Here is a 21,219-nt window from a genome sequence, read left to right as displayed (position 1 = left end):
GGGTCTATGGGGGGTGACGGTGAAAACGGAGCGGTTCATTCGGGCTGCTCCGCGCCGGCAGCGGCGAGGAGAGCTGCGATCGGGAGTTCCAGGCGGACCTCGGTACCCTTGGTCTCCTTCCCCTTTCCGATGCGGATGCGGGCACCGATGGACGCGGCACGCTCGACCATTCCGACCAGGCCGAAGTGGCCGGCGTGCCGAAGGTCGTCGAGCGTCGTCCCCGGGGGGAGGCCACGCCCGTCGTCGTACACGCTGACGCGCAGGACGTCGCCCTTCACGCCTGCGAGCACGACGAGGTAGGTGGGTTGTGCATGGCGGTGGGCGTTCTCCATCGCCTCGGAGGCGATGGTGAGCAGCTGGCGGGCGACGACCTGGGGGACGTGCGGGATCGGTGCTTCGCTGAGAAGTCGGAAGGTCGCGGTGAGACCGTGGCGTCGAGTGAAGTCTTCGGCACGGGCTCGGAGTTCGCGTACGACGTCGACGCCGCCGTCCAGCCCCGACTCACGGCGCAGGTCCGAGAGGAGTTCGCGGGATTCTGCCGCGGCGCGTCGGGCGGCGCGAGCGACCAGTTCCGCCTGGTGTTTGACGGTCAGCGGGTCCATCCGGTCGGACGAACCGGCCAGGCCGTCGGCTGCCAGGGCCAGACCGTGCAGGGTCTTGGCGACCGAGTCGTGCATCTCCCGGGCGAGGCGAGTGCGTTCGCCCTCCACGGCCTCGTTGACGGCGAGACGTGCCCGGGTCTCGGTGAGCGCCTGGCTGGCCGTCCCGAAGCGGAGAAGCAGGTTGCGAAGCGTGACGCCGACGGCGCCCGCGATGACGCAGAAGCCGGGGAGGAGGAATGCCGTGGCGTCCGCGGGCTGGAGTTTCGGGTCGGTGGCGTACACACCGAGCACGATGACGATCTGGAGTGCGGCGAAGACCGCCGCACCCCGCCAGCCCGAGACGAGACCGGCCAGCAGCGGGGTGCACGCGGTGACGTACGCGAGCGTGGATTCTGGCGTGGCCGTGACCAGCAACAGGGCACCGAAGAAGGCATCGATGCCCAGCAGCCAGGGGTGGCGCAGAAGGACGGGGCCGAATCGTTCCCAGTCGCGGAACAACGCGTATGAACCCATGAAGGTGACAAGGATGGCCGAGCCGATCAGCCAGGAGGCCAGGCCCGACGCGGTGTGATTGATCGCGAACGGCGTGGCTATGGCGATCATGGCGAGCCGGAAGCCAAAGACCTGCCTGCACATCGCTTGGAGCGCGTTCAGCTGGATGGCGAACGCCGGGCGGGAACCCGGATCGGCTATCGCGCTGCGCACCTCCGCGTCCAGTCCGGTCTGGGTCCCACCGAGTTGGAACGACATGAGCCTGTCACCTCCCCTGCCCCGTTTCCTCTGCCGCCCGCGTCGTCCACATCAGCCGCCCGAAAGGAAGCCCAGGTCGATGTCGGCTCCGTAGACGAAGCCGACTGTCAGCAGCACCAACGTTCCGGGGAGCAGAAAGGTGGTGACCGCGAAGGTCGCCTTGGGAACGGCCCTGGCCGCCTTCCGCCGGGCGTTCTGGGCGTCGGTGCGCCGCATGTCGTTGGCGATCTGGATCAGCGTCTCGACGATCGGGGCACCGAGCTCCTCGCCCTGCTGGAGCGTCGTCACGAACATCGCGACCTGCTCCGAGTCGTTGCGCTTGCGCAGCTGCTCAAACGCTTCGCGGCGGCTGACGCCCATGTCCATCTGGCGCAAGGTGATGCGGAGCTCGTCCGCCCAGGGACCCTCGTACTTCTCGGCGACACGTCCCAAAGCCTGGCGGAAGCCGAGCCCCGCCGATACGACGACTGCGAGGACGTCGAGGAAGTCCGGGAGCGTCCGGTCGATGTGCTCACGGCGGACGCGTACCGCCGACCAGAGCCCGACTTCGACCCAGAACATTCCGAAGGCGACCAGAAGCAGGGCAAAGAAGATCTGGCCACGCAGGAGCATCGTGAAGGCGCCGAGCATGCCGAGTCCGCCGTAGACGGCGCGACGTGCTGCGTAGCGGTCGATCGTCAGACCGCCAGGGTTGCCCGCCAGGTCGATCTGGCGGCGCTTCTTGTTGACGGCCTTGGGGCCCATCATCCGCAGTACCGCGGGGGCCCAGCGCATGCCGAGACGGTCGATGCCGGAGCCGACCGCGCTGGTGCGGGTGGCGCCGACCTCCAGCGCGATCGCGAGGTCACCGGGGAGCTTCGCGTCACGCCGGTACATGCGGATGCCGGCGATGACGCCGTACACCGCGAGTCCCATGATGCCTGCGAGCAGCAGGTCCACGTTCGCCCCGCTCATCAGACGTCGATCCGGGACATGCGACGGATCACGATGAATCCGATCGCGTACAGAGCGATGGAGATGACCACCGCGACCTGGCCGAAGAAGGCGCCGGTCATCCGGTCGAGTGCGCCGGGCATGACCGTGTCCATCAGGAGCATGGCGCCCAGGCCGAACATCGGGACGGCGTAGGCGGTGACGGTGACCTGGGAGAGCTGGGTCTTGACCTCTCGCCGGGTCTCCTTGCGCTCCTCCAGCGTCTCGGTGAGGTTGCGCAGCGAGCTGACGACCGTACCGCCGGCCCGGTTGGAGAGGACCAAGGTGGTGACGAGGACGACGAGTTCGCGGGAGGGAAGCCGGTCGGTCAGCTCGCTCAACGCGTCGTCGAGGGGTTCACCGACGGCGAGGCGGCGCGAGACCCGGGACAGTTCCTCGCCGGCCGGGTTGTCCATCTCGTCGGCCGCCATGCTGATGGACGTACGCAGTGCGAGGCCGGCCTGGGTGGCGTTGGCGAGGATGCGGGCGAGCTCGGGAAGCTGGTTGATGAAGCGCTCGGTGCGCTTGGTCCGCTGCCAGTTCAGGAAGGCGTTGGTGCTCCAGAGTCCGATGAGGGCGGCGACCGGGCCGAAGAAGCTGGCGAGTATCGACGAGGCGATCATCCACAGTGCGGCCATGGCGGCGAGCGCGTAGACGAAGAACTCGCCGGGAGTGACGTCCAGGCCGGTGGCGGCCAGTTTGAGTTCGAGCTTCCGGCCCAGGCCGGTCTTGCGCAGCCTGCTGTCGAGGCCCCGGAAGCGGCGGTGGCGCCCCGCCTCCGGGATGTGACCGGTGTGCGAGAGCCGGTCCACCAGGGCGTCCCGGTCGGCCTTGCCGCCACTGTAGGCGTGCAGACCCACTACGCCCGTGACACCGGCGAGCAGCGTCACGCCGATGGTGAGAAGAGGAAGATTCGTCATGGCACGGTACCTAGTTGGCCTCTCGGGTGGCGAGCTGTTCGGCGGATGCGGCGACCCCGAAGGCCTGCGGGACGGGCTGGCTGGCCATGTAGAGGCGCTCGGCGATCTTGCGCGGGAGCGGGAGGTAGTTGAACTCGCCGTTGATCCGTCCGTCGGCGTCCATCGGCTGGGCGTCGAATTTGGCGACGGTCACGATGCGGTAAGGATCACGCCCGTGCGAGTCGAGGACGGCGATCTCGGTGATCTTTCGGGAACCGTCGGCGTGACGGGTGAGCTGGACGATCACGTCGACTGCGCTGTTGATCTGGTCGTGCAGCGCCTCGAACGGGATCTTGATCTCGGACATCGAGGCCAGGGTCTGCAGACGCATGAGCGCGTCCTCGGCATTGTTGGCGTGGACCGTGGCGAGTGAGCCGTCGTGACCGGTCGACATCGCCTGGAGCATGTCGAGCGACTCCCCGCCACGGACCTCACCGACGACGATGCGGTCGGGTCGCATACGCAGGGAGTTGCGGACCAGGTCACGGATGGTGATCTGCCCCTTGCCCTCGACGTTCGCCGGCCGGGACTCCAGCCGGATGACGTGGCTCTGCTGGAGCTGGAGCTCGGCGGAGTCCTCGATGGTGACGATGCGCTCGCGGTCGGGGATCAAACCGGAAAGCGCGTTGAGGAGTGTCGTCTTTCCGGTACCGGTGGCGCCGGAGACGATGATGTTGAGCTTGGCCTGGACGAGACCGGCCAGCAGGATCAGCATCTGATCGTCGAGCGAGCCGACATTGATCATTTCCTGGAGCGTGAAGGCCCTCGGGAACCGTCGGATGGTGAGCGTCGCCCCGGTCAGCGACAGCGGCGGGATGATCACGTTGACACGCTCACCACTGGGTAGACGCGCGTCAACCATGGGGTTCTGCTCGTCCACACGGCGGTTGACCGTCGACACGATGCGCTCGATGGTCTGCATCAGCTGCTCGTGCGAACTGAAGCGCATCGGCAGCTTCTCGACCTTGCCGGAACGCTCGACGAAGATCTGGTCCGGTCCGTTCACCATGATTTCGGTGATCGACGCGTCTTCGAGGAGCGGCTCCAGAATGCCGAGTCCGAGGGCCTCGTCGACGACCCGGCGGATGAGCTGGGTGCGTTCGACCGTCGAGAGGACCGGGCCCTCGCGGCTGATGATGTGGCTGAGTACGCGCTCCAGCCGCGCTCGCCGGTCTGCGGCGGCGAGCGAGGACATCTCCGCCAGGTCGATCTCTTCGAGCAGCTTGGCGCGGTAGGTGGCCACCATGTGGCTGTCCTCCCGCGCCCCGCCGTTCTTCTCGGGGGCGCTCATGCGTGCCCGCAGACTCATTGCGTAACTCCTCGTTCCGACTTGCTTGTTGAGCCGCTGGAGAGGCCGTGGTTCGACGCGCCGCAGGCGTCAGGTGCGAGGCATCGTGGAGCTTCGTTCCGCCGTGCTCCAGATGTTGACGCCCGGAAGGATGTCGGGCACCTTGACGCGGGTCGTGCAGGTGATGTCCTCGCCGGAACCGCTCGTCCTGATGCGGGCCCGCTCGGCGGTCCAGTCGCTCATCGCGTCCTTGCCGGCCTGCACATCGCAGCCGCCGAAGGCCGACATGCTGCCCGAACGCGCTGCCGCGCGGGCCCCCGTTCCCGCCTGGTTGGCGGCGTACGCGGCGAGCCCGGCCTGGATCGCAAGAAGCCCGCACAGGAGCAGCAGGGGGAGGAAGCCCAGATACTCGATGGCGACCTGGCCGCGATCACGACGGAGGGATGTGGTGCCCAAGGCGGGTACGGTGCCGATGGTGGGTGTGTGCTCGTTCATCGGTCAGCCTCCACCGGGTATGCGGCGTTGCCGTTGACGCGAAACGGCCAGTTGAGAATGCCGGGCACCAAAACAGGTACCTGGAGCTTGACCTCGGCCTTGTAGGCGCCGCCCGAGGTGCGGCACGACGTCCGCTTCATCGAGTCCCGCCAGGCCTTTGGCAGTTGTTCCTCGGCCGCGTCGCGGCACGCCTGCCCACGCATGCTCTGGGCGATCGCCCCTTGATGTGCTGCCTTGTCCGCCGAGTTCCCCGCCAGGGAGAACGTGTAGCCGATCAGCGCACACTGCCAGAGCGCGAGGAACAGCACGATGATCCACGGCGTGACGCCCAGGAACTCGATCGCGGTCTGGCCGCGGTCGCGTCCCCGGCCGAAGAAACGGGCACGCATCCCGCCCCTCACCGGGACAGCGTCACCGCAACGCCTTCCCCGTATCTCCGTGTCTCTCGTCTCGGTAAGTGCCATTGGTCAACTTGCCCCCTAGGTCGTCTGCCGGTTCCGGGAGTCGCCGTCGCGGTCGCGCCGGCGACCGATCGAGCCTCGGTCGTTCTTGAACTTCGCGATGGTCTTCGCGCCGCTCTTTTCCGCCTTCTCAGGAACCTTGACGATGCCGAGCTCGCCCGCAAGGGCCCAGAGGGCCTGTTTGACCGTGCTCTTGGAGTCGAGTTCGTGCAGCCTGCCCGCGTCGACGACGCTCTGGAGCTCCTTGAAGTTCGCGGGAACGGCGGTGTTGGCCGTCGTGGTTCCGGTGATCTTCTCGATCAGCTGCGGCTGGATCTCGGTGTTGCGGATGAACCGGTTGACGACGGTGACCGTCTCCTCGGCCTTGCGGATCTGGAGCCGTTCCCACATCCGTACGACCCGCTTCGCACCGCGCACCGCGATCACATCGGGCGTGGTGACCAACAGCGCCGTGTCGGCCATCTCGATGGCCGCCGCGCTGGCCCCCTGGAGCTGGCTGCCGCAGTCGATCACCACGACCTCGTGGCGCGAGCGCAGGGCGCTGACGACCTGCCGGGCCGAGCGGTCGCTGACCTCCTCGGCGCTCTCCCCCTCGTTGGGGGCCAGCAGCAGCGCCAGGCCGGTGCTGTGGCTGAACACGGCGTCGGACAGGACGCGTGGCGATATGTCGGTGATCGTCGACAGGTCGACGATGGACCGCCGGAACTGCACATCGAGGTACGAGCCGATGTCGCCGGTCTGGAGGTCCAGGTCGACCAGGGCCACGTTGCGCCCGGATGCCTGCGCCGCCAGGGCAAGCTGTACGGCCGTAATGGTGGCGCCCACCCCTCCCTTGGCACCGCTGACGGTGATGACCGTACCGCCGGGACCGGTGAAGACATCGGTCCCGGTGGTCAGGTGGCGGCGGACTCCGACGGACCATTGGGCCGCGGATTGAACCCTGTTGGCCAATTCCTCGTAGCTGAGGGGGAGGGTGACGACACCACGTGCACCCGACTCCATCGCGGACGAGAACAGACCAGGGGTGACATCGGCGGTGATCAGCACGACCCCGATGGCGGGGAAGCGCAGGGAGACCTCCCGGATCAGTTCCAGTGCCGGCACCGGACCGATCCGCTCGTGGACCAGCACGACCTCGGGCAGATCGTCGAGCGACTCGCCCGCGAGGCGGGCGAGGGTGTCGATGAGCTGGGTCGAATCGCTGACCGGAGCGGCCGGCTCCGCCTCGGGGAGCTGGCTGAGCAGGGTGGTGACGGATCTGGCCGCGTCGACATCACCTACGGCCGGGAGGATCCTCGTGGTCATTCGATCCTCACTTGTCCTTGTCGAGCGTGTAGGTGCGGTCGCCCGGACGGATGGTGCTGTCGCTGCCGGAGGCGAGGAGCGCGAGGCGCACGTGCTCCGCGAAGGACTCGGCGTAGGCGATGCGCTGGGTGTCGAGCGTGTTGAGCGCGAAGGTGATCGGGACGGCCTCGGTGCCCATGCTGGACTTGCCGTCGTTGCTGGGCTCCAGGGCGGTCAGCTTGCCGACGTCCAGGACCTTGGCATTGGAGACGATGACCTTGGACTGGGATGCCTCTCCCTTGTTCTCGCCGGAGAAGGTGGCGTAGATGTTGACTGTGGCACCAGGGGTGATCTTGCCGGCGACGCCCGTCGCCGCGTCGATCATGATGGCGATCTCCTGCTCCCCGGGCTGCAGCTCGGGACGGCGCTGCATCATGTCGGACTGGAGCAGCGAGCCCTTGCGCAGCTGGGTGACGGCGATCTTGCCGTTGACCTCGGAGAGGTCCGTCACCGCGTTGGTGGAGAGCCAGCGCTTGGGCATCGAGATCTTCTCGAACTGCCCGGAGGACAGGGCGGTATAGGGAGCGACATCGGACTTCAGCTGGTAGGCCGAGACCTCCGGCCCGACCTTGGAGTTGACGTCGCTGATCACCGAGAGCACGCCGGCGAAGGCGCCGAAGGCGCACAGAACCGACAAAAGCAGGAGTATCACGCCGCGGCGCTGACGGGAGTTCATGGGCCGGACAACCTCGTTCAATTCGGATGCGTGGGGCAGCGGACGGAAGGGCGTCTACGGAGGAAAGCGGAAGCGCTGGGACTGCGGTCGTTCTAGGACTGCGGTGGTGCGAGCGCTCCATGGCTGAGGACACCGGCTGGGTGCTTTCGGTTCTCCGCTGCGGGTAGCGGGGAGGAGCAGAACCCGCAGCGGTCACCGATGAGTTCCATTCCGCACCAGTGGCAGTTCTCCCGGCGCACCGAGGACACCAGCTGGTACAGGACGGAGATGTCTGGCAGATAGGCGGCGAATTCCACCAGTTTCCCGGTTCCCCACCATGCGGGGGAACCGGACGGGAGTGCGGCCTCGTGAATGGCCTGGACCTTCCACGCGGGCGCGAGGGCCTCCTTCACCCACTCGGACTGGGACTGCCCCTTGGCGGTCATCAGATGAGTGGCGAATTCGGGGCCGGTCGGGAGTTCCGCCTTCGGACCGACCTTGACGAGCTGTGGTTCGGGTCCCGCGACCACGGCGAACTGCGAGCCGGGCACCCAGGACTTGGCATGGGTCCTGAGGTCGACCGGGACCCGGTCGAACTTGGTGACGGAGTGGAGCAGGGCACCCGCGTGGATGTAGTGCGCCAGCAGCCGGGCGGCGGAGGCTACCACTCCGGGGCTGAAGTCACAGATGGACAACTGGCGCAGCTGCCGTACGAGTACGGCCACGCCGAGCGGCGGCAGGTCCGCCTTCACCAGAGCGATGCGATCGCTCTCCAGGACCGAGCGGACGGAGTGGAGCCGGCGCTCGTGGGCGGGCGAGATGCCGGTCGGGTAGACGGCGACGACATAGCCGTGCTGTTCGAGCAGCACGTGCATGTCACCGATGGCCATCTCCAGAGCCTGGGCATCCGGAGCCTGCAACAGGGCGGCTGTCGGTGTCTGCTGATCGGTCGGAGGTAGTACCAAGTCAGCACTGGTCACTGCTATTGCGGTCGGCACGCTGTTCCCCGTTTCGGCTCCGGCCGGACGCCGGTCATGACGTCGGCCGCAATCGCTCCTGCTCCGCGGTTCTGCTTCAGCACTTTATCCACGTCTTACCTGGCAGAGAACACTTTTCGGAGGCCAGTCCGACAACGTGTGCGAGGCGCCCGCGTAACGCCCCGGTGCTAAATCGGACCAAATCGAAAATCGTCAACTTCTGTACAACTGCGGAGGGTTACCGATACACCTTCCGGTTACCCCGACCCCGAATTCATCGCCGCACGTCAGCGCGGATGCGGAACCTGCCGCACCCGCCCCCGCGAAGGCCGGACGGTCACTGTCCGAGCACTCCCTGCACTTCACCCGCACGGGGTGCGACACGGCCCGACGAGGTCAACAAAACGTCAATTCACAGGGAAGCCGAGGCCGGTTCGGAGCCCAAGCGGAGGCACTCGCGAGCCCCTGATGGACCCGTTCGGAAGCGGTCGGACGGACAGGGTCGCCGCAGGTCCCGTTGCCAGAGGTCTTGACAACTCGATTGGTCTGGACCAGTTTTGTCGGCCAGCGGTGGCCACCGTTCCTCAACTCCACATCTCCTTCTTCTGCCCGTCACCCGCCGGACGGCCCGAGTACCGCCGGTCCACCCCGCCGGCTCCTCGCCGAGCACCCCGGCAGGCATCCCCGACTCCCCCACGGAGGCTGCAAGTGGAACCTTCCCCCGCCAACGGCCACAGAATCCGCAGACGTTACAGCCGTCCCCTCGCCGGCGCCGCCGCGGCCGTCCTCGCAGCCGGCGCGCTGACCGCCACGGGCCTCGCCGGAAACGCCCAGGCCGCCGATATCAACGTCGCCAAGAACGCGGGCTTCGAATCCGGGCTCGCCAACTGGACCTGTTCCGGCGGCAGCGGCACCACCGTCTCCTCCCCCGTGCACGGCGGCACCGCGGCCCTCAAGGCCACCCCGGCCGGTCAGGACACCGCACGGTGCACCCAGACCGTGGCCGTGAAGCCCGACTCGACGTACACGCTCAGCTCCTGGGTGCAGGGCGGGTACGCGTACCTCGGCGCGAGCGGCACCGGGACCACCGACGTGTCGACCTGGTCCCCCGGCTCCGGCGACTGGACGCAGCTCACCACCAGCTTCAAGACCGGTCCCGGCACCACCTCGGTCCAGGTCTACACGCACGGCTGGTACGGGCAGGCCGCCTATCTGGTGGACGACGTGTCGGTCAACGGCCCCGACGGCGGGGGCGGCACCGACCCGGAGCCGACCATCCCGTCCGCCCCGGCCGGCCTGACGGTCGGCACGGCCACCTCCTCCTCCGTGGCCTTGTCCTGGAACGCGGTCTCCGGCGCGACCGGCTACACCGTCTACCGGGACGGCGCGAAGGCCACCACGACCACCGGGAACTCGGCGACCGTCACGGGGCTGGCCGCCGACACCGCGTACCAGTTCGCGGTGACCGCCACCAACGCGGCCGGTGAGTCCGTCAAGTCCTCGACGGTCAGCGGCCGTACGGCCAAGGAGGGCGGCGGCAACCCCAACCCCGGCACCTCCGTCCCCAAGCACGCGGTGACCGGCTACTGGCAGAACTTCAACAACGGCGCGACCGTGCAGAAGCTCAGCGACGTGCCCGCCGACTACGACATCATCGCGGTCTCCTTCGCCGACGCCACGACCACGCCGGGCGCCGTCACCTTCAACCTGGACACGGCGGGCCTGAACGGCTACACCGTCGACCAGTTCAAGGCCGACATCAAGGCGAAGCAGGCGGCCGGGAAGAACGTCATCATCTCGGTCGGCGGCGAGAAGGGCTCCATCTCGGTCAACAGCGACGCCTCCGCGACCAACTTCGCGAACTCGGTCTACTCGCTCATCCAGGAGTACGGCTTCAACGGCGTCGACATCGACCTGGAGAACGGACTCAACTCCACGTACATGACGAAGGCGCTGCGCTCGCTGTCGCAGAAGGCGGGCTCGGGCCTCGTCATCACGATGGCGCCGCAGACCATCGACATGCAGTCCACGTCCGGTGAGTACTTCAAGACGGCGCTCGGCATCAAGGACATCCTGACCGTCGTCAACACGCAGTACTACAACAGTGGTTCGATGCTGGGCTGCGACGGCAAGGTCTACTCGCAGGGTTCGGTGGACTTCCTCACCGCGCTCGCCTGCATCCAGCTGGAGGGCGGCCTCGATCCGTCCCAGGTCGGCCTCGGTGTGCCGGCCTCCACGCGCGGCGCGGGCAGCGGCTACGTGGCGCCCTCGGTCGTGAACGCGGCGCTGGACTGCCTGGCCAAGGGCACCGGCTGCGGTTCCTTCAAGCCCTCGAAGACCTACCCGGGGCTGCGCGGGGCGATGACCTGGTCGACCAACTGGGACGCCACGGCGGGCAACGCCTGGTCGAACGCGGTGGGCCCGCACGTGCACGGCCTGCCGTAACCAACAGCTGACACCCACGCGTGCACGGCCTGCCGTAACCATCGGCCGGCATCAGTGACCAGCAGCGCCGCCGCTCCCCCGGCGGCGCTGCTGCACGTTCCGGGGACGGGGACGGGGCCGGGGCCGGGGCCGTTCCCGGGGCGGTTACCAGGACCGTTGCCGCGTCCCGTTGCCGCGTCCCGTTCCCGGGGCCGTCCCAGCCCTGTCCCGGGCCGGCAACAGAGTGTCCGGGACTTCCCGCATTCCATGGCTGTTCGGACGCGTACATGGCACCGTTGTTGGGCTCGACGGGCTCGACGGTGATGCGACAGGGGGCGGGACATGGCCGGGGCGCGGGTGCAGGCACTGGGCGCGGACGATCCGGCGACGCTCGGACCGTACCGGCTGATCGGACGGCTGGCGTCCGGCGGCATGGGGCGGATCTATCTGGCCCGCAGCGGTGAGCGCGGTGGCGAGCGCAGCGGTGAGCGCGGCGGCGGTCGGGGCGGCGGTCGGGGGCTGGTCGCAGTCAAGACGCTGCTGGCCGAGGGGAACGTCAGCGAGACCGACCGGCGGCGGTTCGCCCGCGAGGTGTCGCTCGCACAGCGGGTCGACAGCGCGTACACGGCGCGGGTACGGGACGCGGACCCGGACGCCGAGCGGCCGTGGATGGCCATCGACTACATCGCCGCACCGCCGCTCTCCGAACTCGTCCGCAGCTGCGGGGTACTGCCCGCGTCGGCAGTGCGGTGGATCGCCGCCGGGACCGCGGAGGCGCTGGTCACCCTGCACGGGGTGGGCATCGTGCACCGTGATGTGAAGCCGCAGAACGTGCTGCTGCCGCTGGAGGGCCCCCGGGTCATCGACTTCGGCATCTCGCACGCCGCCGACCTCACCCGCACCAGCCTGACCCTGGGCACCATCGCCTTCACCTCCCCCGAACAAGCACGCGGCGAAGCATCCACAGCAGCCTCCGACGTGTACTCCCTCGGCGCCACCCTCTTCATGCTCGCCACCGGACGACCCCCCTACGCCGCCGACGGCGACACCCTCCGACTCCTCGCCCGCGTCCAACGCGGCGAACTCGACCTCGACGGACTACCCAAAGAACTCGTCCCCACCATCCGCCCCTGCCTCGCCACCAACCCCACCCAACGCCCCGAACCCGCCGAACTACTCGCCCGCTTCCACCGCGACCAAGCCGGAATGCCCGCCACACAGAGCGGGAGCCGCTGGCTGCCACCGCGGTGGACGGAACTGATCGGCGCGTACGCGACCCAGGGCCTGGAACTCGCGAACGGCCGCGGCGCGGCCCCGGCGGCGCCGACCGCCGACGGGCGTACGAACGCGGTGCCGCCACCCCGCCCGACGATGGTGTACACGGAGGAGCGCAGGGCCCGCGCCGCCCGCGACCGGGCCCGCCGCGACCGTACCCGGCAGGAGCTGGCGGCCCTCGCAGGACTGGCGGAGCGGCAGCGGGCGGAGCAGGCCGAGCGGGAGCGGGCGGAGCGCGAACAGGCCGAGCGCGCCGCGCGGGAGCGGGCGGAGCGCGAACGCGCGGGAGCCGCCAGGCAGGAGGCGCAGCGCGTCGAGCGCGAACGCGCGGAAGCCGCCCGGCAGGAGGCCGCCCGTGCCGAGCGGCGGCGGGCCGCGCAGAACCAGGCCCGGCGGGAAGCGGCCGCGCAGGACCGTGCCAGGCGGGAGCGTGCCGAGAGGGAGCGCGCGGAGGAGGCCGCCCGTGCCGCGCAGGCGATCCGAACCGCGCGGGCGCGGGCGGCCGCGCCCGCCAACGCCTCGCCCGCAGGCGGCACGACGCGCCCGCCGGGAACCACCTCGGGCAGCTCCTCGAACTGGGGCTGGCTGATCGCCGTCGCCGTCGTCGTCGCCCTGGTGATCTGGCAGCCCTGGGAGACCTCGGGGAAGGCGAGCGACAGCGGCGGCTCCTCCGCCGGCACCACCGCTTCCGGTGCCGTCACGTCCGGCAGCAGTCTCGACACCCACTCCGACGACGAGACCACCGGCACCGACGACAACGACAGCAGCAGTAGCGACGATTCCGGAGGTGCCTCGGACGATTCGGGCAGCATCGACGACGAGCCGTCACCGACCCCGACACCCACGCCCACACCGACGCCCACACCCGACGCCACCGATCTGGCGTTCCGCGCCGTGAACGCCGGTGACTGCCTCAATGTGTACGGCGACGGGCACGGCAAGATGAGCACCACGACCCCGGTCCGGGTCAACTGCCGGGCCTGGAACGCCTATATGCACGTCAACCGCGTCACCTCCCGGCCCGGGGAGTCCAGCTCCTGCGACACGGGGCAGGGGTTCACCTGGTGGCACAAGTCCGGTGAGGACGGGATCGAGCGCACGCTCTGCCTCGACCGGGTGTACCAGGTGGGCCAGTGCTTCCCCGCGAACGTCCAGAGTTCCGTCAGCGCCGATCTGACGGTGGTGCTGTCCTGCAACTCGTCGACCGTCCCCCAGGCCGACCAGTCGATCCTGCGGATAACCGGGTACTACCGGGCGCCCTCGGCCGGCACCAAGTGGACCTGCCCGGCCGGGCAGGGGGAGCGGTTCTGGTACTGGCAGGTGAACAACGGCCGGAGCATCATCTGCGCCTCGGCGGCCTGACCGGACGCGGCACAACTCCCCCATGCACCCCGTGCACCTCCCCCTTGTCTGTCCCGGACCGGCCGCGCGCTGTCCGGGACAGGCCGGTCCGTAGCCCCGGACGAGGTCGCGTGCCACCTTGATGGAGGTGCGGTTGTGCGACAGGGGGAATGACATGGCCGGGGCGCGGATTCAGGCGCTGAGCGGGGACGATCCGACAGTTCTCGGGCGGTACCGGCTGATCAAACGGCTGGCGTCCGGCGGCATGGGGCGGATCTATCTGGCCGTGGGCGACGCACGGGGCAGCGGCGGGCAGGACGCCGGAGAACTCGTCGCGGTGAAGACGCTGCTCGCCGAAGGTGCGGTCAGCGAGGTCGACCGGCGGCGGTTCGCCCGCGAGGTGAAGCTCGCACAGCGGATCGACAGCGTGCACACGGCGCGGGTACGGGACGCGGACCCGGACGCCGAACGGCCGTGGATGGCCATCGACTACATCGCCGCACCGCCGCTCTCCGAACTCGTCCGCAGCTGCGGCGTGCTGCCCGCGTCGGCAGTGCGATGGGTGGCGGCCGGCACGGCGGAAGCGCTGGTCACCCTCCACCGCGAAGGCATCGTGCACCGCGACGTGAAGCCGCAGAACGTGCTGCTGCCGCTCGACGGGCCACGGCTGATCGACTTCGGCATCTCGCACGCCGCCGACCTCACCCGCACCAGCCTGACCCTGGGCACCATCGCCTTCACCTCCCCCGAACAAGCACGCGGCGAAGCATCCACAGCAGCCTCCGACGTGTACTCCCTCGGCGCCACCCTCTTCATGCTCGCCACCGGACGACCCCCCTACGCCGCCGACGGCGACACCCTCCGACTCCTCGCCCGCGTCCAACGCGGCGAACTCGACCTCGACGGACTACCCAAAGAACTCGTCCCCACCATCCGCCCCTGCCTCGCCACCAACCCCACCCAACGCCCCGAACCCGCCGAACTACTCGCCCGCTTCCACCGCGACCAAGCCGGAATGCCCGCCACACAGAGCGGGAGCCGCTGGCTGCCACCGCGGTGGACGGAACTGATCGGCGCGTACGCGGCCCAGGGCCGGGAGCTCAGCCGCGCGGGCCTGATCGACCCGGACGCCCTGACCATGGACCAGCGCACGAGCAGGGACCAGCGCACGAGCGCGGTTCCGCCGCCGGGGCCGACACGGATGTACACGGCGGAGCGCGAGGCGCAGCTGCGGGAGCGCAAGCGAGCCGCGCGGGAGCGGGAACGCGCCGCGAAGGAGCACGAGCGCGCGGAGCGCGAGCGGGCGGACAAGCGAGCCGCGCGGGAGCGGGCGGAGCGGGAAAAGGCCGCGCAGCGGGCGCGGGCGCGTGCCTCTTCGGCGCGCCCGGACTCGTCCGGGTCCCCGTCGAGACCGCGCCCCACCCCCACCCCCACCCCCACGCCCACACCTCTGGCACCGCCGAAGAAGTCGTCCCCCTCCGCGAGCTGGCTGCTCGTGCCGCTCATCGTCCTGGTACTCCTGATCTACCGGCCCTGGGAGACGCCGGGCACGCAGAGCACCAGCGGCAGCAGCTACGGCACCAACGCGATGCGGACCCCGACGCCCACGCCCACGCCCACCCCGACCGCCGATGCCGTCGACCGGGCCTTCCGGTACGTGACCAGCGGCCAGTGCCTCAACGTCTACGACGACGGGTACGGGAACTGGAGCTCCGAGGTGCCGCAGCAGGTCGCCTGCGACTCCACCAACGCGTACGTCTATGTCACCCGCGCCTACTCGACCGGCGGCACCCCCGACCCCTGCCCCTCGGAGAACGGCAGCGGCACCTGGTACCACGCCGCGAAGGACGACATGAACACGACGCTGTGTCTGACCCGTCAGTTCCGCAAGGGCCAGTGCTTCCCCGCCGATCTGGACGGCAACGGCAACGCCCGTCTGCTCGTGGTCTGGAGCTGCAACGCCGACAAGGTGCCCGTCGCAGGCCAGTCGATCGCGCAGATCACCGGCTACTACCGGGCACCCAAGTCGTACAGCGGCCAGATCTGTCCGGCGAACGCCGGGCAGCGCTACTGGTACTGGAAGGTGGACAAGGGCAAGAACATCATCTGCGTCAGCCAGGCCTGAGCCGGTCGAGTCGGTCCGAGCCATGCCTGAGCCCCTGCCCGAGCCGGACGAAAGGACAAAGAACCTAGATCACCAGGCTCAGCAGCGCCGCCACCGCGAATCCCGCGACCGACAGGACGGTCTCCAGGACCGTCCAGGACTTCAGGGTGTCGCGCTCGGAGATGCCGAAGTACTTCGACACCATCCAGAAGCCGCCGTCGTTCACATGGGAGGCGAAGATCGAGCCGGCCGAGATCGCCATGATGATCAGGGCCAGGTGGGCCTGCGAGAGGTCCTGGCCCTCGACCAGGGGGACGACGATGCCGGCGGTGGTGACGATGGCCACGGTCGCCGAGCCCTGGGCGACGCGCAGGACCACGGAGATCAGCCAGGCGAGCAGGATGACCGGCAGGCCGACGTCGTTGAAGGTCTTGGCGAGGGCGTCCGCGATGCCGCTGGCCTTGAGGACGGCGCCGAACACACCGCCCGCGCCGACCACCAGCAGGATGTTGCCGACCGGCTTCAGGGATGAGGTGGACACCGATTCCAGGGACTTGCGGGACCAGCCGCGGCGGATGCCCAGCAGGTAGTACGCCAGCACCAGCGCGATCGTCAGGGCGACGAAGGGGTTGCCGAAGAACTCGATGACCGAGCGCGGGGTGGAGGGGTCCAGCGCGATCGAGGAGAACGTCGCGGCGAGGATCAGCACCAGCGGGGTGCCGATGATCGTGAGTACGGTGGAGAGCGCGACCGGCTCCTCGCGCGGGGTGACCCCGGCGGCCCGCTGCTCGGCGACGACCGCCGCCTTGGCCTCCTCGGCGGCCTCGACCATGTCCTGCGGGACCGCGACGAAGATCCGCTTCCCGATCCAGGCAGCGTAGCCCCAGGCGGCGAGGACGGACGGGATACCGACGACGGCGCCCATCAGGATGACCCAGCCGAGGGAGACGTGGAAGAGTCCGGCGGCGGCGACCGGGCCGGGGTGCGGCGGCAGGAAGGCGTGGGTCATCGAGAGGCCCGCCAGCAGCGGCATGGAGTAGAGCAGGATCGACTTGCCGGAGCGCTTGGCGGCGGCGTACACGATCGGTGCGAGGACGAAGATGCCGACGTCGAAGAAGACCGGGATGCCGAAGATCAGGCCGGTGAGGCCCATGGCGAGCGGGGCGCGCTTCTCGCCGAAGAGGTTGAGCAGGCGGGTGCTCAACACCTCGGCTCCGCCGGAGACTTCGAGGATCGAGCCGAGCATCGTGCCGAGGCCGATGATGATCGCCACATGGCCGAGGATGCCGCCCATGCCGGATTCGATGACGGAGACGGCGGCGGACCTCTGGACCGTACCGAAGAGCTCGGTGACGGAGAGCCCGGCGCCCAGGCCGACGGCTATGGAAACGGCGAGCAGCGCGACGAACGGCTGCAGCCTGACCTTGATGATCAGGAAGAGGAGGAGCGCGATCCCGAGGGCGGCGACGGTCAGCAGACCACCGGTGCCGTCGATGAGCGGGAGGATTCCGCCGGTGTGGGGCGGTGTCTCGGCCGGTGGTGGGGTTGCGGCGAGCAGCATGCGTGACTCCGTTGGGGGCGACGGATTTCGGGTGTGGGGGAGCGCGGCACGGCGCCCCCGTGGGGCGGGGCGCCGTGCCGTGCGCGGTGGGGCGTCGGTGCGGTTGCGACAAGTGGATCAGCCGGTTCGACCGGTTCGATCAGCTCGACCGGTTCAATCAGTTCGGCCGGGTCATTCAGTTTGGCCGGCTCAATCAGTTCGGCCGGCTCAGCTGGTGAAGCCGGCTCAGGCGGTGAAGCCGGATCAGCCGAGGACCGCGAGCGCGTCGATCTCGATCAGGAGGCCCTTGGGGAGGCCGACGTAGACCGTCGTACGGGCGGCGGGGGCGGCCTTGAGGTTCTGCTCGCCGAAGTAGGCGTTGTAGATCTCGTTCATCTCGGCGAAGTGGTCCACGTCCGTGAGGTAGACGCGCATCATCATCACGTCGTCCCAGCTCGCGCCGCCCTCCTCCAGGATCGCCTTGACGTTGGCGAAGGTCTGCAGGGTCTGCTCGCGCAGCGTGGGCCCGGCGGGGGTCGGGGCCTGGCCCTCGACGGCGGGCAGGAATCCGACCTGGCCGGCGACCTGGAGGATGTTCCCCTTCTTCACCCCGTGCGAGAACTTCGCGGGGGGCGTGGTGTGGGTGCTCGGGGTGAGGGCGATCTTCTCGGTCATGGCTGTTCAGGCTTTCTTGGGTCGGGTGGTGCCGGAGTACTCCCGGCTGATGGAGTCGGCGGTGCGGCGCACCAGCGGGAGCAGGGTGAGGAGTTCCTCGGCCGTGACGACGACATTGGGCGCGGAGACCGACATCGCTGCGACGACCCGCCCGTCCGCCCCCCGGATGGGGGCGCCGACGCAGTTGATGGACTCCTCGTGGCCGCCGAGGTCGGTGGCCCAGCCCTGTTCGCGGACGACGGTGAGCTCCTTGAGGAAGGCACCGGCGTTCGGGGTCGAACGGGACGTGTACATGGGGTAGTCGAGCTTCTCGGCGATGGCGCGCCGCTCGGGCTCGGTGAGGTCGGCCAGAAGCAGCTTCGCGACGGCGGCGACGGTGATCGCGACGGGCTTGCCGATCCGCGAGTACATCCTGACCGGGTAGCGGCTCTCGACCTTGTCGATGTAGAGGACCTCCTGCTCCTCGTACACCGCGAGATGCACGGTGTGGCCGCAGCTCTCGTTGAGTTCGACGAGGTGGGGGTGGGCGATCTCCCGTACGTCGAGGTTCTCGACGGCCTCCTGCGCAAGGGCGAAGAGGCGGGCGCCGAGCCGGTAGCGCTGGTCCTGCTGGCGGTAGACGAGGCCGTGCTCGTGGAGCGTACGGAGCAGGCGCAGCGCCGTGGACTTGTGGACGCCGAGCCGCTCGGCGACCTGGCCGAGGTCGGCGGGTCCCTGGGCGAGCAGCGGCAGGATGCTCAGCGCCCGGTCGACGGTCTGACTCATGTCGTACGTACCTCCTGGTCGTCCCCCGTCCACCCGGGGCCGAGACGAAGTCTCCCCCAGGCCTCGTCGTCCAGTGCGGCAAGGCCGTCGGCGTGCGCGCGGGCCGGCGGGGCGGTGAGGTCGCCGGGGACGGTGAGGACGGCGGCGGCCATGAGGTGGCCGTGCCGGACGCGGTCGCGTACGGGCAGGTCGCGCAGGGTGGCGGACAGGAACCCGGCGGCGAAGGCGTCGCCCGCGCCGACGGGCGCGACGACGTCCACGCGCAGGGCGGGGACGGTGGTGACCGCACCTGCCCCCGAGGCGTCGCCGGCGCCATCGGCAGCACCGCTGCCCGAGAAGACCGTCGCGCCCTCCGCGCCCCGCTTCACGACCAGCGTCGCCGGTTCCGGCAGCGCCGCGCGGATCGCCTCCGCGCCGGTCACCCCCCACGCCTCGGCCGCCTCGTCCTCGCCGACGAAGACCAGGTCGCTGCGGCGGGCCAGGTCGAGGAGCACCTCGGGGGAGGCGTCGGCGTCGCGCCACAGGCCGGGCCGGTGGTTGACGTCGAAGGAGATCAGCGGGCGGCCGGGGCGGGGCCCGGTCAGGTCGTGGAGCAGGGCCAGGCAGTCGGCGGAGAGCGCCGCGGTGATGCCGGACAGGTGCAGGACCCGGGTCGTGGGCAGTGTCACGTACGGGATGTTGCGGGGTGACATCGCGGAGGCGGCGGAGCCGGCCCGGTAGTAGGCGACCTCGTGCACGTCGGTGGCGCGGTCGGTCGCGGTGCGGAAGTAGATCCCGGTGGGCCGCGAGGGGTCGCGCCGCACGCCGGAGGTGTCGACCCCGTAGCCGGCGATCGCCTCGACGAGGTGGTCGCCGAAGCCGTCCGCGCCGACCCGGCTGACCCAGGCCGTCCGGTGCCCGGCGGCGGCCAGCGCGCAGGCGACGTTGGACTCGGCGCCGCCGATGCCGCGGCCGAAGGAGGGTACGTCGGCGAGGCGTCCGGGCTGCGACGGCAGGAACGTCACCATGGACTCGCCGAGGCACACGACTTCGGCGGCCGTGGCGGCGTCGGCGGTCCTGACCGGGGTTCCGGACACTCGGGGCTCCTCGCGGGTTCGGTGATGCGGGTTCGGGGCGCGGCGGGGTTGCACGCCATTGACCCGGCGTCGGCTCGGATGTTAGACAGCGTTAAGCGATATACGCAATGGGTGTTGCATATGATGCAACGACGACTTCGATCGAGGAGACTCCCTTGGGTGCCGACCGTCCTGTGTCCGGACTCGCCGACGAGCTGGTCGACCACCGCTTCAAGGCGCTCCCGCCCGACGCGGAGGGCCTGACCGTCGGCGCCCTCGCCGCCGAGCGTCGCAACCTCTTCACGGGCGGCTTCACCACCCCGGTGCTCGCCCTGTCCGCCGAGTCGGTCGAGCACAACCTCGCCCTCCTGGAAACGTACGCGGAGCGCCACGGACTCGCCTTCGCCCCGCACGGCAAGACCTCCATGTCCCCGCAGCTCTTCGCCCGCCAGCTGGAGTACGGCGCCTGGGGCATCACCGCCGCCGTGCCGCACCAGGCGCGGGTCTACCGGGCGTACGGGATCCGGCGGATCTTCCTCGCCAACGAGCTCGTCGACGCCGTGGCCCTGCGCTGGCTCGCCGCCGAGCTGGACTCCGACCCGGAGTTCCGCTTCGTCTGCTACGTCGACTCGGTGCGCGGCGTGGAGCTGATGGACGAGGCGCTGCGTGCGGCGGGCGCCTCGCGCCCCGTCGACGTCGTGGTGGAACTGGGCGCGGGCGAGGGTGCGCGCACCGGGGTCCGCACCGAGGCCGAGTGCGCGGCGGTGGCCGACGCGGTGGCGGCGGCCGGGACCCTGCGCCTGGTGGGCGTGGCCGGTTACGAGGGCGAGGTGCCGCAGGCGTCCGCCGAGCGGGTACGGGACTGGGTGGACCGGCTCGTCGCGCTGGCCGTCGGCTTCGACCGCGCGGGGCGCTTCGCGTCCGGCGAGGAGATCGTGATCAGTGCGGGCGGCAGCGCGTGGTTCGACGCGGTGGCGGATGCGTTCGCGCAGATCCCGGAGCTGTCGGCGCCGGTGCTGAAGCTGCTGCGCTCGGGGGCGTACGTCTCGCACGACGACGGCCACTACCGCCATCTGACCCCGTTCAACCGGGTGCCGGAGGAGGGGGAACTGCAGCCCGCCTTCCGGCTGTGGGCGCAGGTCGTGTCGCGCCCGTCGGCCGAGCAGGCGTTCCTCAACGCGGGCAAGCGGGACGCGGCGTACGACCTCGACCTGCCCGAGGCGCAGGTCGTGCGGTCCGGCCGGGACGGCGCGGTCCGGCCCGCGACGGGCATCTCGGTCACCGGGCTGTCGGACCAGCACGCGTGGGTGCGTACGGATCCGGGTGCGGAGCTGGAGGTGGGCGACTGGGTGGGGATGGGCCTGTCGCATCCGTGCACCAGCTTCGACAAGTGGCAGTTGATTCCGCTGGTCGCGGCGGACGGCACGGTCACGGACTACATCCGCACGTTCTTCTGATCCGCCCGTTCTTCTGATCCGCACGATCCTCTGATCCCCACGCCCTGCCGCTGCGGGAGGGGGAGCTGCCCTGCGGGGCG

At 69.7% G+C, this 21,219-nt stretch carries 17 protein-coding genes; 4 read left to right on the top strand and 13 right to left on the bottom strand.

The annotated features are described in order from the left end of the window. Nucleotides 1-35: 35 nt before the first annotated feature. The 9 genes from ACFYY1_RS08435 to ACFYY1_RS08395 form a co-directional block, all read right to left on the bottom strand. Nucleotides 36-1,352: a sensor histidine kinase gene (locus tag ACFYY1_RS08435; RefSeq protein WP_388582511.1), complete on the bottom strand. Its 1,317-nt coding sequence runs from the start codon at nucleotides 1,350-1,352 to the stop codon at nucleotides 36-38. Nucleotides 1,353-1,403: 51 nt separating this feature from the next. Next, a complete protein-coding gene (locus ACFYY1_RS08430; RefSeq protein WP_388583455.1) occupies nucleotides 1,404-2,291 on the bottom strand; it encodes a DUF5936 domain-containing protein in 888 nt (295 codons plus the stop codon). Between the two features lie 14 nt (nucleotides 2,292-2,305). Then, entirely contained in the window at nucleotides 2,306-3,244 is a 939-nt protein-coding gene (locus ACFYY1_RS08425) for a type II secretion system F family protein (RefSeq protein ID WP_388582507.1), read from the bottom strand. Nucleotides 3,245-3,254: 10 nt separating this feature from the next. Continuing rightward, nucleotides 3,255-4,592 carry a CpaF family protein gene (locus ACFYY1_RS08420; RefSeq protein ID WP_388582504.1) on the bottom strand — a complete coding sequence of 446 codons (1,338 nt, stop codon included), beginning with the start codon at nucleotides 4,590-4,592 and terminating at the stop codon, nucleotides 3,255-3,257. Between the two features lie 69 nt (nucleotides 4,593-4,661). Beyond that, nucleotides 4,662-5,066: a TadE/TadG family type IV pilus assembly protein gene (locus ACFYY1_RS08415; protein ID WP_388582501.1), complete on the bottom strand. Its 405-nt coding sequence runs from the start codon at nucleotides 5,064-5,066 to the stop codon at nucleotides 4,662-4,664. Continuing rightward, entirely contained in the window at nucleotides 5,063-5,455 is a 393-nt protein-coding gene (locus ACFYY1_RS08410) for a TadE family protein (protein ID WP_388582498.1), read from the bottom strand. The genes ACFYY1_RS08415 and ACFYY1_RS08410 overlap by 4 nt, the downstream gene beginning before the upstream one ends. A gap of 90 nt (nucleotides 5,456-5,545) precedes the next feature. Beyond that, nucleotides 5,546-6,832: a CpaE family protein gene (locus ACFYY1_RS08405; protein ID WP_388582496.1), complete on the bottom strand. Its 1,287-nt coding sequence runs from the start codon at nucleotides 6,830-6,832 to the stop codon at nucleotides 5,546-5,548. A 7-nt stretch (nucleotides 6,833-6,839) separates the two neighbouring features. After that, nucleotides 6,840-7,547 (bottom strand): Flp pilus assembly protein CpaB, encoded by a 708-nt coding sequence (gene cpaB, locus ACFYY1_RS08400; RefSeq protein WP_388582493.1) that lies wholly within the window; start codon nucleotides 7,545-7,547, stop codon nucleotides 6,840-6,842. 92 nt (nucleotides 7,548-7,639) lie between these two features. Next, entirely contained in the window at nucleotides 7,640-8,506 is an 867-nt protein-coding gene (locus ACFYY1_RS08395) for a hypothetical protein (protein WP_388582491.1), read from the bottom strand. A 705-nt stretch (nucleotides 8,507-9,211) separates the two neighbouring features. On the opposite strand from ACFYY1_RS08395, the gene ACFYY1_RS08390 reads away from it, so the two are divergent. From ACFYY1_RS08390 to ACFYY1_RS08380, 3 genes are all read left to right on the top strand, one after another. After that, nucleotides 9,212-10,948: a chitinase gene (locus tag ACFYY1_RS08390; RefSeq protein WP_388582489.1), complete on the top strand. Its 1,737-nt coding sequence runs from the start codon at nucleotides 9,212-9,214 to the stop codon at nucleotides 10,946-10,948. Between the two features lie 321 nt (nucleotides 10,949-11,269). Further along, nucleotides 11,270-13,564 carry a serine/threonine-protein kinase gene (locus ACFYY1_RS08385; RefSeq protein ID WP_388582486.1) on the top strand — a complete coding sequence of 765 codons (2,295 nt, stop codon included), beginning with the start codon at nucleotides 11,270-11,272 and terminating at the stop codon, nucleotides 13,562-13,564. A gap of 154 nt (nucleotides 13,565-13,718) precedes the next feature. Continuing rightward, complete coding sequence (locus tag ACFYY1_RS08380) at nucleotides 13,719-15,668, top strand: serine/threonine protein kinase (protein WP_388582484.1); 1,950 nt, start codon at nucleotides 13,719-13,721, stop codon at nucleotides 15,666-15,668. Nucleotides 15,669-15,732: 64 nt separating this feature from the next. Here the strand turns inward: ACFYY1_RS08380 and ACFYY1_RS08375 are convergent, their stop codons facing one another. The 4 genes from ACFYY1_RS08375 to ACFYY1_RS08360 all read right to left on the bottom strand — a co-directional run bounded on the left by ACFYY1_RS08375 (nucleotide 15,733) and on the right by ACFYY1_RS08360 (nucleotide 19,703). Beyond that, the gene (locus ACFYY1_RS08375) at nucleotides 15,733-17,208 is read right to left on the bottom strand and encodes a GntP family permease (RefSeq protein WP_388582482.1); all 1,476 of its coding nucleotides are present in this window, start codon (nucleotides 17,206-17,208) and stop codon (nucleotides 15,733-15,735) included. Nucleotides 17,209-17,451: 243 nt separating this feature from the next. Beyond that, nucleotides 17,452-17,862 carry a RidA family protein gene (locus ACFYY1_RS08370; RefSeq protein WP_093897317.1) on the bottom strand — a complete coding sequence of 137 codons (411 nt, stop codon included), beginning with the start codon at nucleotides 17,860-17,862 and terminating at the stop codon, nucleotides 17,452-17,454. A gap of 6 nt (nucleotides 17,863-17,868) precedes the next feature. Next, the gene (locus ACFYY1_RS08365) at nucleotides 17,869-18,627 is read right to left on the bottom strand and encodes an IclR family transcriptional regulator (RefSeq protein ID WP_351264086.1); all 759 of its coding nucleotides are present in this window, start codon (nucleotides 18,625-18,627) and stop codon (nucleotides 17,869-17,871) included. Beyond that, nucleotides 18,624-19,703, bottom strand: coding sequence for a sugar kinase (locus ACFYY1_RS08360; RefSeq protein WP_388582479.1), 1,080 nt, complete (start codon nucleotides 19,701-19,703; stop codon nucleotides 18,624-18,626). The genes ACFYY1_RS08365 and ACFYY1_RS08360 overlap by 4 nt, the downstream gene beginning before the upstream one ends. Before the next feature lie 107 nt (nucleotides 19,704-19,810). Here ACFYY1_RS08360 and ACFYY1_RS08355 point away from each other — a divergent pair, with 107 nt between their 5' ends. Then, entirely contained in the window at nucleotides 19,811-21,139 is a 1,329-nt protein-coding gene (locus ACFYY1_RS08355) for an alanine racemase (protein WP_388582476.1), read from the top strand. Nucleotides 21,140-21,219: the final 80 nt, after the last annotated feature.

The sequence above is a fragment of the Streptomyces sp. NPDC001890 genome (assembly GCF_042891445.1).
In the GTDB taxonomy this organism is placed as follows: Bacteria; Actinomycetota; Actinomycetes; order Streptomycetales; family Streptomycetaceae; genus Streptomyces.
The sequence above is the reverse complement of the archived record's forward strand: the minus strand, read 5'-3'. Positions and strand labels throughout refer to the sequence as shown.